Source organism: Streptococcus sp. CF7_Ac1-8 (assembly GCF_024295435.1).
Lineage (GTDB): Bacteria > Bacillota > Bacilli > Lactobacillales > Streptococcaceae > Streptococcus > Streptococcus mitis_AP.
Genome location: NZ_JANCPI010000011.1, coordinates 22,157 through 37,233, shown reverse-complemented (window position 1 = coordinate 37,233; position 15,077 = coordinate 22,157). Strand labels below are relative to the sequence as shown.

The 15,077-nt window shown below is 40.1% G+C and carries 15 protein-coding genes; 13 read left to right on the top strand and 2 right to left on the bottom strand.

The features are described from left to right. Positions 1-26 precede the first annotated feature (26 nt). Positions 27-455 carry a DUF6556 family protein gene (locus tag NMM26_RS06785; RefSeq protein WP_254754059.1) on the bottom strand — a complete coding sequence of 143 codons (429 nt, stop codon included), beginning with the start codon at positions 453-455 and terminating at the stop codon, positions 27-29. Between the two features lie 138 nt (positions 456-593). On the opposite strand from NMM26_RS06785, the gene NMM26_RS06780 reads away from it, so the two are divergent. The 9 genes from NMM26_RS06780 to NMM26_RS06740 all read left to right on the top strand — a co-directional run bounded on the left by NMM26_RS06780 (position 594) and on the right by NMM26_RS06740 (position 9,609). Then, entirely contained in the window at positions 594-1,736 is a 1,143-nt protein-coding gene (locus NMM26_RS06780) for a cysteine desulfurase family protein (RefSeq protein ID WP_254754058.1), read from the top strand. A gap of 8 nt (positions 1,737-1,744) precedes the next feature. Further along, on the top strand, positions 1,745-2,959 hold the full coding sequence (gene thiI, locus NMM26_RS06775; RefSeq protein WP_070527918.1) for a tRNA uracil 4-sulfurtransferase ThiI: 1,215 nt from the start codon (positions 1,745-1,747) through the stop codon (positions 2,957-2,959). Positions 2,960-3,095: 136 nt separating this feature from the next. Next, a complete protein-coding gene (locus NMM26_RS06770) occupies positions 3,096-3,920 on the top strand; it encodes an alpha/beta hydrolase (protein ID WP_254754057.1) in 825 nt (274 codons plus the stop codon). Positions 3,921-3,940: 20 nt separating this feature from the next. After that, positions 3,941-4,681 (top strand): esterase family protein, encoded by a 741-nt coding sequence (locus tag NMM26_RS06765; RefSeq protein WP_254754056.1) that lies wholly within the window; start codon positions 3,941-3,943, stop codon positions 4,679-4,681. Between the two features lie 12 nt (positions 4,682-4,693). Then, complete coding sequence (locus tag NMM26_RS06760) at positions 4,694-5,860, top strand: acetyl-CoA carboxylase biotin carboxylase subunit family protein (RefSeq protein WP_254754055.1); 1,167 nt, start codon at positions 4,694-4,696, stop codon at positions 5,858-5,860. A gap of 155 nt (positions 5,861-6,015) precedes the next feature. Further along, the gene (gla, locus tag NMM26_RS06755) at positions 6,016-6,921 is read left to right on the top strand and encodes an aquaglyceroporin Gla (protein WP_049551099.1); all 906 of its coding nucleotides are present in this window, start codon (positions 6,016-6,018) and stop codon (positions 6,919-6,921) included. Between the two features lie 125 nt (positions 6,922-7,046). After that, complete coding sequence (locus NMM26_RS06750; protein WP_049551100.1) at positions 7,047-7,772, top strand: CppA family protein; 726 nt, start codon at positions 7,047-7,049, stop codon at positions 7,770-7,772. Then, positions 7,769-8,704 (top strand): serine hydrolase domain-containing protein, encoded by a 936-nt coding sequence (locus NMM26_RS06745; RefSeq protein WP_049551101.1) that lies wholly within the window; start codon positions 7,769-7,771, stop codon positions 8,702-8,704. The genes NMM26_RS06750 and NMM26_RS06745 overlap by 4 nt, the downstream gene beginning before the upstream one ends. Positions 8,705-8,712: 8 nt before the next feature. After that, positions 8,713-9,609, top strand: coding sequence for a DMT family transporter (locus NMM26_RS06740; RefSeq protein WP_049551102.1), 897 nt, complete (start codon positions 8,713-8,715; stop codon positions 9,607-9,609). Between the two features lie 148 nt (positions 9,610-9,757). Here NMM26_RS06740 and NMM26_RS06735 read toward each other — a convergent pair whose 3' ends face one another. Continuing rightward, a complete protein-coding gene (locus tag NMM26_RS06735) occupies positions 9,758-10,456 on the bottom strand; it encodes a GntR family transcriptional regulator (RefSeq protein WP_000936192.1) in 699 nt (232 codons plus the stop codon). A gap of 141 nt (positions 10,457-10,597) precedes the next feature. On the opposite strand from NMM26_RS06735, the gene guaA reads away from it, so the two are divergent. The 4 genes from guaA (at position 10,598) to atpB (ending at position 15,072) form a co-directional block, all read left to right on the top strand. Next, positions 10,598-12,160 (top strand): glutamine-hydrolyzing GMP synthase, encoded by a 1,563-nt coding sequence (guaA, locus tag NMM26_RS06730; protein ID WP_254754461.1) that lies wholly within the window; start codon positions 10,598-10,600, stop codon positions 12,158-12,160. 366 nt (positions 12,161-12,526) lie between these two features. Beyond that, positions 12,527-13,813 carry a U32 family peptidase gene (locus tag NMM26_RS06725; RefSeq protein ID WP_000169065.1) on the top strand — a complete coding sequence of 429 codons (1,287 nt, stop codon included), beginning with the start codon at positions 12,527-12,529 and terminating at the stop codon, positions 13,811-13,813. Between the two features lie 314 nt (positions 13,814-14,127). Continuing rightward, on the top strand, positions 14,128-14,328 hold the full coding sequence (locus tag NMM26_RS06720) for a F0F1 ATP synthase subunit C (RefSeq protein WP_001054560.1): 201 nt from the start codon (positions 14,128-14,130) through the stop codon (positions 14,326-14,328). 33 nt (positions 14,329-14,361) lie between these two features. Continuing rightward, the gene (gene atpB / locus NMM26_RS06715; RefSeq protein ID WP_000392870.1) at positions 14,362-15,072 is read left to right on the top strand and encodes a F0F1 ATP synthase subunit A; all 711 of its coding nucleotides are present in this window, start codon (positions 14,362-14,364) and stop codon (positions 15,070-15,072) included. Positions 15,073-15,077: the final 5 nt, after the last annotated feature.

Here is a 15,077-nt window from a genome sequence, read left to right as displayed (position 1 = left end):
GGTTTGGAAGGAGGCTATTTTAGTGATTATTGATTAGTTTTATTTTCCGAAGTTGGGGTATTGGACTGTTTTTCATTTTCAGTGGCAGGTTTACTTGGAGCAGGTGTAGTAGAGTCCTGAGTTGCTGTTTTCTGCTCTTCTTTTTTCTCTTCCTTGACGCTAGATTTTGGTGTTTCCTCTTGCTGTGTTTTTTCTTGGGTAGTATTATTTTCCTTATTGGGACTAGTGTTTTCCTGAGGGGATTCCTTTTGAATTTCTTTGACAATTGTTGTCGTCTGGCTTGTCGTAGGTTCTTTTTTAGTGTTTTTGTTATTATCTAAGGCGTTCATGATAGTGATACTTGCAGTAATTAAGCCAAGGATACTACCGATAGTGGCAACAGTTTTTTGAAAGACCGTGAAGCCTTTTTTGATGTGTTCTGTTTTTGGTTTTGAAGTTCTACGATAATTAGACATATATTCTCTCCTTTAATTAAAATTTATTATACCGCATTTCTTTAAAAAAATCTTAAAAAAAGAGAAATTGCCCTTTCTTGTCGCAAGCTCCGTTTCATGATACAATAGAAGGAGTGATTTTAGAAAGCGTGAGAAAACATGATTTACTTTGATAATTCGGCGACGACCAAGCCCTATCCTGAAGCCCTTGAAACTTATATGCAGGTCGCTTCAAAAATTTTAGGAAATCCATCTAGTCTCCATCGTTTGGGAGACCAGGCAACACGAATCTTAGATGCTTCTCGCCAACAGATTGCAGATTTAATCGGTAAGAAAAGCGATGAAATCTTCTTTACTTCTGGTGGGACAGAAGGAGATAACTGGGTCATCAAGGGTGTGACCTTTGAAAAGGCTCAGTTTGGAAAACACATCATTGTATCAGCCATTGAACATCCGGCAGTCAAAGAGTCAGCCCTCTGGTTGAAAAGTCAAGGATTTGAAGTAGATTTTGCTCCAGTTGATAACAAAGGATTTGTGGATGTTAAAGCGTTAGCAGATTTGATAAGACCTGATACGACCCTCGTTTCCGTCATGGCTGTGAACAATGAAATCGGTTCTGTTCAGCCCATTGAGGCTATTTCAGAACTGTTAGCAGACAAGCCGACTATTTCCTTCCACGTTGATGCGGTTCAGGCACTTGCCAAGATTCCGACTGAAAAGTATCTGACAGAACGAGTGGATTTTGCGACTTTCTCTAGTCACAAGTTTCACGGAGTTCGAGGTGTTGGATTTGTCTATATCAAGTCTGGCAAGAAGATTACGCCTCTGTTGACTGGTGGTGGTCAGGAGCGTGATTATCGTTCAACAACTGAAAATGTGGCAGGAATTGCAGCGACAGCCAAGGCTCTCCGCTTGTCTATGGAAAAGCTAGATATCTTTAGGTGCAAGACTGGGCAGATGAAGGCAGTGATTCGCCAAGCCCTTCTGGACTATCCAGATATTTTTGTCTTTTCAGATGAGGAAGACTTTGCCCCTCATATTCTGACTTTTGGAATCAAGGGTGTTCGCGGTGAAGTCATTGTTCATGCCTTTGAAGACTATGATATTTTCATCTCAACGACCTCTGCTTGTTCATCCAAGGCAGGGAAGCCTGCAGGGACTTTGATTGCCATGAGAGTGGACAAGGATAAGGCCCAGTCAGCTGTACGTTTAAGCCTAGACCTTGAAAATGATATGAGTCAGATTGAGCAGTTTTTGACCAAGTTAAAATTGATTTACAATCAAACTAGAAAAGTAAGATAGGAGCATTCATGCAATATTCAGAAATTATGATTCGTTACGGTGAGCTGTCAACCAAGGGTAAAAACCGTATGCGTTTCATCAATAAACTTCGCAATAATATTTCAGACGTTTTGTCTATCTATCCCCAAGTTAAGGTAACGGCAGATCGTGACCGTGCCCACGCTTACCTCAATGGAGCAGATTACACAGCAGTAGCAGAATCGCTCAAACAAGTTTTTGGAATTCAAAACTTTTCCCCTGTTTATAAGGTTGAAAAATCTGTAGAAGTTCTGAAGTCTGCTGTCCAAGAGATTATGCAGGACATCTACAAGGATGGCATGACCTTTAAAATTTCTGGCAAGCGTAGCGACCACAACTTTGAGTTGGATAGTCGTGAACTCAATCAAACACTTGGAGGAGCTGTTTTCGAAGCCATTCCAAATGTGCAAGCTCAAATGAAAAGTCCTGACATCAATCTTCAGGTGGAAATCCGTGAAGAAGCAGCCTATCTTTCTTATGAAACCATTCGTGGGGCTGGTGGTTTGCCAGTTGGAACTTCAGGTAAAGGGATGCTCATGTTGTCAGGAGGGATCGACTCACCTGTAGCAGGTTATCTTGCACTTAAGCGTGGGGTGGATATTGAGGCTGTTCATTTTGCCAGCCCACCTTACACGAGTCCAGGCGCTCTTAAAAAAGCCCAAGATTTGACCCGTAAATTAACCAAGTTTGGGGGAAATATCCAGTTTATCGAAGTACCTTTCACAGAGATTCAAGAGGAAATCAAGGCCAAAGCGCCAGAAGCTTACTTGATGACTCTAACGCGTCGTTTTATGATGCGGATTACAGATCGTATTCGTGAGGTACGAAATGGTTTAGTAATTATCAACGGGGAAAGTCTTGGTCAAGTAGCAAGCCAAACCCTCGAAAGCATGCAGGCTATCAATGCAGTTACCAACACTCCCATCATCCGTCCAGTTGTGACAATGGATAAGTTGGAAATCATTGACATTGCTCAGGAAATTGACACCTTTGAAATTTCTATCCAGCCTTTTGAAGACTGTTGTACCATTTTTGCGCCAGATCGTCCGAAAACAAATCCTAAGATTAAGAATGCGGAGCAGTACGAAGCGCGTATGGATGTTGAAGGATTAGTAGAGCGAGCTGTGGCTGGAATCATGATCACTGAAATCACACCTCAAGCTGAAAAAGATGAAGTGGATGATTTGATTGACAATCTGCTCTAATCAGAAAATCCAAAAGAATTTAGAAAATTAAATGAAAAAGTTAGTTTTTAATTCCAAAAACGGAAGCAAAACTAACTTTTTTTCTATTTTTATGGTATAATGAGATAAAATTTTGAATATAGAGAGTTTTCTGACAATGAATCAATCCTACTTTTATTTAAAAATGAAAGAACACAAACTCAAGGTTCCTTATACAGGTAAGGAACGCCGTGTACGTGTTCTTCTTCCTAAAGATTATGAGAAAGACACGGATCGTTCCTATCCTGTTGTTTACTTTCATGACGGGCAAAATGTTTTTTATAGCAAGGAGTCTTTCATTGGCCATTCATGGAAGATTATCCCAGCTATTAAGCGAAATCCTGATATCAGTCGCATGATTGTCGTTGCCATTGACAATGATGGTATGGGGCGGATGAATGAGTATGCGGCTTGGAAGTTCCAAGAATCTCCTATCTCAGGGCAGCAGTTTGGTGGTAAGGGTGTGGAGTATGCCGAGTTTGTCATGGAGGTGGTCAAACCTTTTATCGATGAGACCTACCGTACTAAAGCTGACCGCCAGCATACGGCTATGATTGGTTCCTCACTAGGCGGCAATATTACCCAGTTTATCGGTTTGGAATACCAAGACCAAATTGGTTGTCTAGGCGTCTTTTCATCTGCTAACTGGCTTCACCAAGACGCCTTTAATCGCTATATTGAACTCCAGAAATTATTTCCTGACCAGCGTATCTTTATCTATGTTGGAACAGAAGAAGCAGATGATACGGACAAAACCCTGATGGCTGGTAATATCAAACAAGCCTATATCGATTCGTCTCTTCGCTATTACCATGATTTGATAGCAGGTGGGGTACACTTAGATAATCTTGTCTTGAAAGTTCAGTCTGGTGCTATCCATAGTGAAATCCCTTGGTCGGAGAATTTACCAGACTGTCTGAGATTTTTTGCAGAGAAATGGTAAGTTAGAAAAGGAGAAAGCCAATGCATATTGAAAACCTTAGCCACTGGAGTGGCAATCTTAACCGTGAAATGTACCTTAATCGTTATGGACATGCAGGGATTCCAATTGTGGTCTTTGCTTCATCAGGTGGGAGTCACAACGAATACTATGATTTTGGCATGATTGATGCCTGTGCTTCCTTTATCGAGGAAGGCCGTGTTCAGTTCTTTACCCTATCTAGTGTTGACAGTGAGAGCTGGTTGGCCACTTGGAAAAATGGTCACGACCAAGCAGAGATGCACCGTGCCTATGAACGCTATGTGATTGAGGAAGCCATTCCTTTTATCAAGCATAAGACAGGTTGGTTTGATGGCATGATGACGACAGGGTGCTCCATGGGCGCATACCATGCTGTCAATTTCTTTCTCCAACATCCAGATGTCTTTACCAAGGTGATTGCTCTCAGTGGTGTCTACGACGCACGTTTCTTTGTCGGAGATTACTACAATGATGATGCAATTTACCAAAACTCGCCAGTAGATTATATCTGGAATCAGAACGACGGTTGGTTTATCGACCGTTACCGTCAGGCAGAGATTGTGCTTTGTACGGGGCTTGGTGCCTGGGAACAAGACGGTTTACCATCTTTCTACAAGCTCAAAGAAGCCTTTGACCAGAAACAAATTCCAGCCTGGTTTGCTGAATGGGGACATGATGTCGCCCATGACTGGGAATGGTGGCGCAAACAAATGCCTTATTTCCTTGGAAATCTCTATTTATAAAAGGAGTTACCTATGAATTACCTTGTTATTTCTCCCTACTATCCTCAAAATTTTCAACAGTTTACCATTGAACTAGCTAATAAAGGCATCACAGTCTTGGGAATTGGCCAAGAACCATACGAGCAATTGGATGAACCTTTACGCAATAGCCTGACTGAGTATTTCCGTGTTGACAATCTTGAAAATATAGATGAAGTCAAACGTGCAGTTGCTTTTCTCTTTTATAAACATGGCCCAATTGACCGTATCGAGTCCCACAATGAATATTGGTTAGAGTTGGACGCAAGTCTTCGTGAGCAATTCAATGTTTTTGGTGCCAAACCAGAGGATCTCAAAAAGACAAAATTTAAGTCTGAAATGAAGAAACTGTTCAAAAAAGCAGGTGTCCCTGTGGTACCTGGAGCTGTTATCAAAACTGAAGCGGATGTGGATCAAGCTGTGAATGAAATTGGCCTTCCAATGATTGCCAAACCTGACAATGGAGTGGGAGCAGCCGCGACCTTTAAGCTTGAAACAGAAGACGATATCAATCACTTCAAGGCTGAGTGGGATCATTCAACTATTTATTTCTTTGAGAAATTTGTCACTTCCAGTGAAATCTGCACTTTTGATGGTCTTGTGGACAAGGATGGTAAAATTGTCTTTTCAACAACCTTTGACTACGCCTATACACCGCTTGATCTCATGATTTATAAGATGGACAATTCCTACTATGTTCTTAAGGATATGGATACAAAATTACGTAAATATGGTGAGGCAATTGTCAAAGAATTTGGTATGAAAGAACGTTTCTTCCATATCGAGTTCTTCCGCGAGGGAGACGATTACATCGCTATTGAGTACAACAACCGCCCTGCAGGTGGATTCACTATCGATGTTTATAATTTTGCTCATTCCTTGGACCTCTATCGTGGATATGCATCCATTGTCGCAGGAGAAGAGTTCCCAGCGTCAGACTTTGAACCTCAGTATTGTTTGGCTACATCACGTCGTGCAAATGCTCATTATGTCTATTCTGAGGAGGACTTGCTTGCTAAATACAACCAGCAGTTCAAGGTTAAGAAAATCATGCCAGCAGCCTTTGCAGAACTTCAAGGAGATTACCTTTATATGCTAACAACTCCGAGTCGACAAGAAATGGAGCAGATGATTGCAGATTTCGGACAACGTCAAGAATAGGATATGAAGACTTAACAAGCTTTATTTGTTAAGTCTTTTTAAATTCCCTGAATAAAAGCGTTTTCCCAGTTAATCTTTTAGAAAACATATTGCTAAAAGATATAAAAATTGATAGAATAAGGATTGTCTAAAAAATTTTAAGGAGAATCTATCAAATGGATTTCACATGGGCAATTAAATATGCCACTGAATTTTTGGCCACTGCTATTTTGATCATTCTTGGAAATGGTGCAGTTGCCAACGTTGAACTTAAAGGTACGAAAGGTCATCAAAGTGGCTGGATCGTTATCGCTGTTGGTTATGGTATGGGGGTTATGATTCCAGCCTTGATGTTTGGTAACGTATCAGGTAACCACATCAACCCAGCCTTCACTCTTGGACTTGCGATTAGCGGTCTTTTCCCTTGGGCACAAGTAGCGCCTTATATCCTTGCACAAGTTTTGGGTGCTATCTTTGGTCAAGCTTTGGTTGTGGCAACACACCGCCCATATTACTTGAAAACTGAAAATCCAAACAATATCTTGGGTACTTTCTCAACCATTTCAAGTTTGGATAATGGTACAAAAGAAGCACGTTTCGCAGCAACTGTTAATGGTTTTGTAAACGAGTTTGTTGGTTCATTTGTTCTTTTCTTTGCAGCTCTTGGAATGACTAAAAACTTCTTTGGTGCTGAACTAGTATCAAAAGCACAAGCTGCTATCAATGCTCAAGTTGCACAAGCAACTACTCAAGGTCAAACAATTCCTCAAGAACAAGTAACAGCAGCACTTGACCAAGCTAAAGAACAAGTGGCACCATTTATGACATCTGGTCTTGGAATTGCTCACTTGGCACTTGGATTCCTTGTTATGGCCTTGGTAACTTCACTTGGTGGACCTACAGGACCTGCCTTGAACCCAGCCCGTGACTTGGGACCACGTCTCCTTCATGCTTTCCTTCCAAAATCAGTTCTTGGTGAGCACAAAGGTGATTCAAAATGGTGGTACTCTTGGGTACCAGTAGTAGCACCGATCGCAGCAGCAATTGCGGCAGTAGCTATCTTCAAATTCCTTTACCTATAAGACATTGAAACCGGGGAAATCCTCGGTTTTTTTATATGAAATTTTTACGAAAAATCGGTAAATTTGAGCATAATATCTTGTAAAAAATTCTAAAATCCTTTAAAATAAAAGAGTTGGAGGAATTTATGAATGTAAATCAAATTGTACGGATTATTCCTACTTTAAAAGTTAATAATAGAAAATTAAATGAAACATTTTATATTGAAACCCTTGGTATGAAGGCCTTGTTAGAAGAGTCGGCCTTTCTGTCACTAGGCGACCAAACAGGTCTTGAAAAGCTGGTTTTAGAAGAAGCTCCAAGTATGCGTACTCGTAAGGTAGAGGGAAGAAAAAAGCTGGCTAAACTGATTGTCAAGGTGGAAAATCCCTTAGAAATAGAAGGACTCTTATCTAAAACAGATTCGATTCATCAATTATATAAAGGTCAAAATGGCTATGCTTTTGAAATTTTCTCACCAGAAGATGATTTGATTTTGATTCACGCGGAAGATGATAGAGCAAGTCTAGTAGAAGTAGGAGAAAAGCCTGAATTTCAAACAGATTTGGAATCAATTTCTTTGAGTAAGTTTGAGATTTCTATGGAATTACATCTCCCAACTGATATCGAAAGTTTCTTGGAAACATCTGAAATTGGGGCATCACTTGATTTTATCCCAGCTCAGGGGCAGGATTTGACTGTGGACAATACGGTTACTTGGGACTTATCTATGCTCAAGTTCTTGGTTAATGAATTAGACATAGCAAGTCTTCGCAAGAGGTTTGAGTCTACTGAATATTTTATTCCTAAGTCTGAAAAATTCTTCCTTGGTAAAGATCGAAATAATGTTGAATTGTGGTTTGAAGAAGTATGAAGTGGACCAAGATTATTAAAAAAATAGAAGAACAAATCGAGGCAGGGATTTATCCCGGAGCCTCTTTTGCGTATTTTAAGGACAATCAATGGACGGAGGTCTATTTAGGACAGAGTGACCCAGAGCATGACTTGCAGACCGAGGCAGGACTAGTTTATGACTTAGCCAGTGTCAGCAAGGTTGTTGGGGTTGGGACAGTTTTTGCTTTTTTGTGGGAAAAAGGCAAATTAGATATTGACAGTCCTGTAACCGATTTTTTACCTGAGAGTGATTATCCAGACATCACTATTCGCCAGCTCTTAACCCATGCTACAAATCTTGATCCGTTTATTCCCAATCGTGATCTTTTAACAGCCTCAGAATTAAAGGAAGCGATGTTTCATCTCAATAGACGAAATCAGCCAGCCTTTCTTTATTCGGATGTCCATTTTTTGCTGTTAGGTTTTATCTTGGAAAGAATCTTTGATCAAGACTTGGATGTGATTTTACAAGAACAAGTCTGGAAACCTTGGGAAATGACGGAAACTCAATTTGGACCTGTTGAGCTTGCTGTTCCAACAGTCAGAGGTGTGGAGGCCGGTATGGTACATGATCCCAAGGCTCGCCTGCTGGGCAGACATGCAGGTAGTGCTGGTTTGTTTTCGACTGTAAAGGATTTACAAATCTTTTTAGAACACTATTTAGCAGATGATCTTGCAAGGAATTTGAGTCAAAATTTTTCTCCTTTGGATGACAAGGAACGTTCTTTGGCATGGAATTTGGAAGGAGATTGGCTAGACCATACGGGCTATACAGGTACCTTTATCATGTGGAATCGCCAGAAGCAAGAAGCGGCTATTTTCCTATCGAATCGTACCTATGAAAAGGATGAGAGGGCTCAATGGATTTTAGACCGTAATCAAGTGATGGACTTGATTCGTAAAGAAGAGTAAGGAGAGACATGTCAAATAGTTTAAAAGGGACTCTATTAACAGTTGTGGCTGGTATTGCTTGGGGCTTGTCTGGAACGAGTGGCCAATACCTGATGGCACACGGAATTTCGGCTCTAGTTTTGACCAACTTGCGTCTTTTAATCGCTGGTGGGATTCTCATGCTCTTAGCTTATGCTACTGCAAAGGATAAAATGCTGGTCTTTTTAAAGGATAGAAAGAGCTTGCTGTCTCTTCTTATTTTTGCTCTAATTGGCCTCTTCCTCAATCAATTTGCCTATCTAACTGCTATTCAGGAAACCAATGCAGGTACCGCGACTGTGCTTCAGTATGTTTGTCCTGTCGGGATTTTGATTTATAGCTGTATCAAGGATAAGGTGGCGCCGACACTGGGAGAGATTATTTCAATCATATTAGCCATTGGAGGGACCTTCCTGATCGCCACTCATGGGCAGTTGGACCAGTTATCCATGACACCTTCTGGCTTATTCTGGGGGCTCTTTTCTGCTCTGACTTACGCACTTTATATCATTTTACCCATAGCCTTGATTAAGAAGTGGGGGAGTAGTTTGGTTATTGGTGTGGGAATGGTCATAGCAGGTTTGGTTGCCCTTCCTTTTACAGGGGTTCTACAGACTGCTATCCCAACTAGTCTTGATTTTCTCCTTGCATTTGCAGGTATTATTCTTATCGGGACTGTCTTTGCCTATACAGCTTTTCTAAAAGGAGCCAGTTTGATTGGGCCGGTCAAGTCAAGTTTGTTGGCTTCAATTGAGCCAATTTCGGCTGTTTTCTTTGCCTTCTTAATCATGAATGAACAATTTTATCCCATTGATTTTCTTGGCATGGCAATGATATTGTTTGCTGTAACTCTGATTTCTTTGAAAGATTTACTCTTAGAGAAATAAAAAAGACTCTTTGTCCGTGACAGAGAGGTTTTATGTAGTATTTTATACTCAATGAAAATCAAAGAGCAAACTAGGAAACTAGCCGCAGGCTGTACTTGAGTACGGCAAGGCGACGTTGACGCGGTTTGAATTTGATTTTCGAAGAGTATTAATTGTTTTCAAGATAAAATTCAAAACGTTCGCCTACATACTGACTTTTTACGTATTCAAATGCAGTACCATCTTCTAGGTAGGAAACCTGAGTCAAACCAAGAATAGCATGTCCTTTTTCAACTTCCAAATAGTGGGCAATCTTTTCTTTAGCAAGGCGAGCATAAATAGTCTGTTGAGATTTGCCTATACGGTAGCCGTGTTTTTGCAAGGTTTGGAAGAAATGACTGGTGATTTCTTCTTTTTTAAAGTCCTTAATGAATTTTTCAGGAATAGAAGCAACTTCATAAACCAGAGGAACTTGGTCGGCATAGCGAACACGTTCCATTCGGATAATATTTTCGGTAGGAGAAATTCCTAGCTTGGCAACTTCCTGTTCATTGGGAATGGTTTTTCTGTAGGAAATGAGTTGGCTAGAGGGTACTTTACCTTGGGACTTAACAATTTCAGTAAAACTGGTTGTCCCTCTCATCTTTTCTTGTACACGTGTACTGGATACAAAGGTGCCACTTCCTACACGGCGCTCTAAAACTCCTTCTTCGACCAAGAGGGAAATAGCTTGTCGGAGGGTCATGCGACTGACCTCAAACTGCTCTGCTAAATCTCTTTCACTGGGAAGTCTCTCACCAATAGCCCAACGATGTTCGTCAATATCCTTTTTAATCTGATCATGGATTTTCATATAAGCGGGTAGCATATTTTTCACTTCATTTCTATCTTTTCTCTATTGTACCCCAATAAACTAGAAAAAGTCAAACTTCGCCTTGTTTAGTTGGTAATTCGCCCTTATTTGTGATAGAATATTGAAAAAAGATATTTCTTTTGAGAAAGGAAAAAGATGAGCAACATTTCAACTGATTTGAAAGATGTAGAAAAAATCATCGTATTGGACTATGGTAGCCAATACAACCAGCTGATTTCACGCCGTATCCGTGAGATTGGTGTTTTTTCAGAGCTAAAGAGTCATAAAATTTCAGCTGCTGAAGTTCGTGAAATCAATCCGGTAGGAATCATCCTTTCAGGTGGTCCAAACTCTGTATACGAAGATGGTTCATTCGATATTGACCCAGAAATTTTCGAACTTGGAATTCCAATTTTGGGAATCTGTTATGGTATGCAGTTGTTGACCCATAAACTTGGAGGAAAAGTTGTTCCTGCAGGTGATGCTGGAAATCGTGAATATGGTCAATCAACCCTAACTCACACACCATCAGCTCTTTTTGAATCAACACCTGATGAGCAGACTGTTTTGATGAGCCATGGTGATGCAGTTACTGAGATTCCTGCTGACTTTGTTCGTACAGGTACATCAGCTGACTGCCCATACGCAGCCATCGAAAACCCAGATAAACACATTTACGGTATCCAATTCCACCCAGAAGTTCGTCATTCTGTATACGGAAATGATATCCTTCGTAACTTTGCCCTTAACATTTGTAAGGCTAAAGGTGATTGGTCAATGGATAACTTTATTGATATGCAGATCAAAAAAATCCGTGAAACAGTTGGAGATAAACGTGTCCTTCTTGGCCTATCAGGTGGAGTTGACTCATCTGTAGTTGGAGTTCTTCTCCAAAAGGCTATTGGCGATCAATTGATCTGTATCTTTGTAGACCACGGTCTTCTTCGTAAAGGAGAAGCAGACCAAGTTATGGACATGCTTGGTGGTAAGTTTGGTTTGAATATCGTCAAAGCAGACGCTGCTAAACGTTTCCTTGACAAACTTGCTGGCGTTTCTGACCCTGAGCAAAAACGTAAAATCATCGGTAATGAATTTGTGTATGTATTCGATGACGAAGCAAGCAAGCTCAAAGATGTGAAATTCCTTGCTCAAGGTACCTTATATACAGACGTTATCGAGTCTGGTACAGATACATCTCAAACTATCAAGTCACACCACAACGTGGGTGGTCTTCCAGAAGACATGCAGTTTGAATTGATCGAACCACTCAACACTCTCTATAAAGACGAAGTTCGTGCTCTTGGTACAGAGCTTGGTATGCCAGACCATATCGTATGGCGCCAACCATTCCCAGGACCAGGCCTTGCTATCCGTGTCATGGGAGAAATTACTGAAGAGAAACTAGAGACTGTTCGTGAGTCAGACGCTATTCTGCGTGAGGAAATTGCCAAAGCTGGCCTTGACCGCGATATTTGGCAATATTTCACTGTTAACACAGGCGTTCGCTCAGTTGGGGTTATGGGTGACGGTCGTACTTATGACTACACGATTGCAATCCGTGCTATTACCTCTATCGATGGTATGACAGCTGACTTTGCAAAGATTCCTTGGGAAGTTCTTCAAAAGATTTCTGTACGTATCGTAAACGAAGTAGACCATGTTAACCGCATCGTCTACGATATTACAAGTAAACCACCTGCAACAGTTGAGTGGGAATAGTCATCTAAGGACTAATTTATGTAGTTTAACGAGCCAGTATCTTTGGATACTGGTTTTTTACTATATCTGGATTTTTGATTACTTGTTAAAACTGGGTGAATTTTCGATAGTTTATCAGCCATTATGAAAATCAAAGAGCAAGCTAGGAAGGCAGCAGAAGTTTGCTCAAAGCACTACTTTAATGTTGTAGATAAGACTGACGAATATATAATCCAAGGTGAAGCTGACTTGGTTTGAAGAGATTTTCGAAGAGTATTAAAAGATTAGAATTGTCAAAACAATCTGTCTAGGCTTGATTTTATCACTTATTTACTATAAAATGAGAAGGAAAAACGTCAAACTTTTATATTGCAAATAGGAGAAAACATGACAAAAACATTAAAACGTCCTGAGGTTTTATCACCTGCAGGAACTTTAGAGAAGCTAAAAGTAGCTGTTCAATATGGAGCGGATGCTGTCTTTATCGGTGGTCAGGCCTATGGTCTTCGTAGCCGTGCCGGAAACTTTACTTTCGAACAGATGGAAGAAGGCGTACAGTTTGCGGCCAAGTATGGTGCTAAGGTTTATGTGGCTGCCAATATGGTTATGCACGAAGGAAATGAGGCTGGTGCTGGTGAGTGGTTCCGTAAACTACGTGATATCGGGATTGCAGCAGTTATCGTATCTGACCCAGCTTTGATTATGATTGCGGCGACTGAAGCACCAGGTCTTGAAATCCACCTTTCTACCCAAGCAAGTGCCACCAACTATGAAACTCTTGAGTTCTGGAAAGAACTGGGCTTGACTCGTGTCGTTTTGGCGCGTGAGGTTTCAATGGAAGAATTGGCAGAAATTCGCAAACGTACAGACGTTGAGATTGAAGCCTTTGTTCATGGAGCTATGTGTATTTCCTACTCAGGTCGCTGTACGCTTTCAAATCACATGAGTATGCGTGATGCTAACCGTGGTGGTTGCTCTCAGTCTTGCCGTTGGAAGTACGACCTTTACGATATGCCATTTGGGAAGGAACGTAAGAGTCTTAAAGGTGAAATTCCTGAAGAATTTTCAATGTCAGCCGTTGATATGTCTATGATTGACCATATCCCAGATATGATTGAAAACGGTGTGGACAGTCTGAAGATCGAAGGACGCATGAAGTCTATTCACTATGTTTCAACAGTAACTAACTGTTATAAGGCGGCTGTTGATGCTTATCTAGAGAGTCCAGAGAAGTTTGAAGCTATCAAGCAAGACTTGATTGATGAGATGTGGAAGGTTGCCCAACGTGAATTAGCAACAGGTTTCTACTATGGTACACCATCTGAAAATGAGCAGTTGTTTGGTGCTCGTCGTAAAATTCCTGAGTATAAGTTTGTCGCTGAAGTGGTTTCTTACGATGATGCGACACAAACAGCAACCATTCGCCAACGGAACGTCATTAACGAAGGGGACCAAGTTGAGTTTTATGGCCCAGGTTTCCGTCATTTTGAGACTTATATCGAAGATTTGCATGATGCTAAAGGAAATAAGATCGATCGTGCTCCTAATCCAATGGAACTCTTGACTATCAAGGTTCCACAACCTGTTCAAGCTGGAGACATGGTTCGAGCTCTTAAAGAAGGTCTTATCAATCTTTATAAGGAAGATGGAACCAGCGTCACAGTTCGTGCTTAATAAACATGTAGGAGACGAAAGTTTTCTAGTTGCTTTCCCTTTAATCCTACTTACTAAAGAACCTTAGGTTAAAGAAAATATATTAATTTCCATCCGAGATTTCATCTCGGATTTTTTCATTATTTTTCAGAAAGGTCTAGATAATGGACGGATTTATTACAATTTTTTTCCAAAGTTTTCTATATAATAGACTCAAAAATAGTAAAATTGTAAATAATTTCCGTTAAGCGCTTTCAATGTTGGTAAAAAGTTGACAAATCCAATTTTTAGGACTAAACTAAGTAAGTAAATTTTAATTAAAAGGAGAATTCGTCATGAATTTAACATTTTTCGGTCTATGTCTTGCCTGTATGGGTGTATCTCTTGGTGAAGGTATGTTGATGAACGGTTTGTTGAAATCAGTTGCTCGCCAACCAGATATCATCTCAGAACTACGTAGTTTGATGATCCTAGGGGTTGCCTTTATTGAAGGTACTTTCTTCGTTACTCTTGTCTTTTCATTTATCATCAAATAAAAGAAGTATAAATTGAAAAAGGGAGGATTTTAGATGGAAGAAAGTATTAATCCAACCATCAATATTGGTCCTGTTACCTTTAATTTAACCATAGTAGTTTTGACTTTGTTGACTGTAGCACTTATTTTTGGCTTTATTTATTGGGCAACTCGAAATATGACTTTGAGACCCACAGGAAAACAAAATGTATTAGAGTATTTATTTGATTTTGTTGTTGGATTTACAAAATCAAACCTTGGTCCAATGATAAAGGATTATTCTCTCTTTTATTTCTGTTTATTCCTATTTATGGCCATTGCAAATAATATTGGCTTAATGGCTAGAATTCAGACTACAGATGGTGTAAATCTTTGGACCTCACCAACAGCAAATTTGTCATTTGACTTGGTCTTGTCTTTTACAATTATCTTAATGACACACGTAGAAGGAATTCGTCGTCGTGGAATCAAAAAGTATTTAAAAGCATTTGTAACACCAGGTTTTATGACACCAATGAATCTCTTGGAAGAAGTTACCAATCTCCTTTCACTTGCATTGCGGGTATTTGGTAATATCTTTGCAGGGGAAGTGATGGCAAGTATGTTAGTCCTACTTTCTCATCAGGCCTTCTATTGGTATCCTATTGCTTTTGGAACAAATCTAATCTGGACTGCATTTTCTGTTTTTATTTCTTGTGTACAAGCATATGTATTTACATTGTTATCTTCAATGTACCTAGGAAATAAAATTAATGATGAAGAATAGAAAGG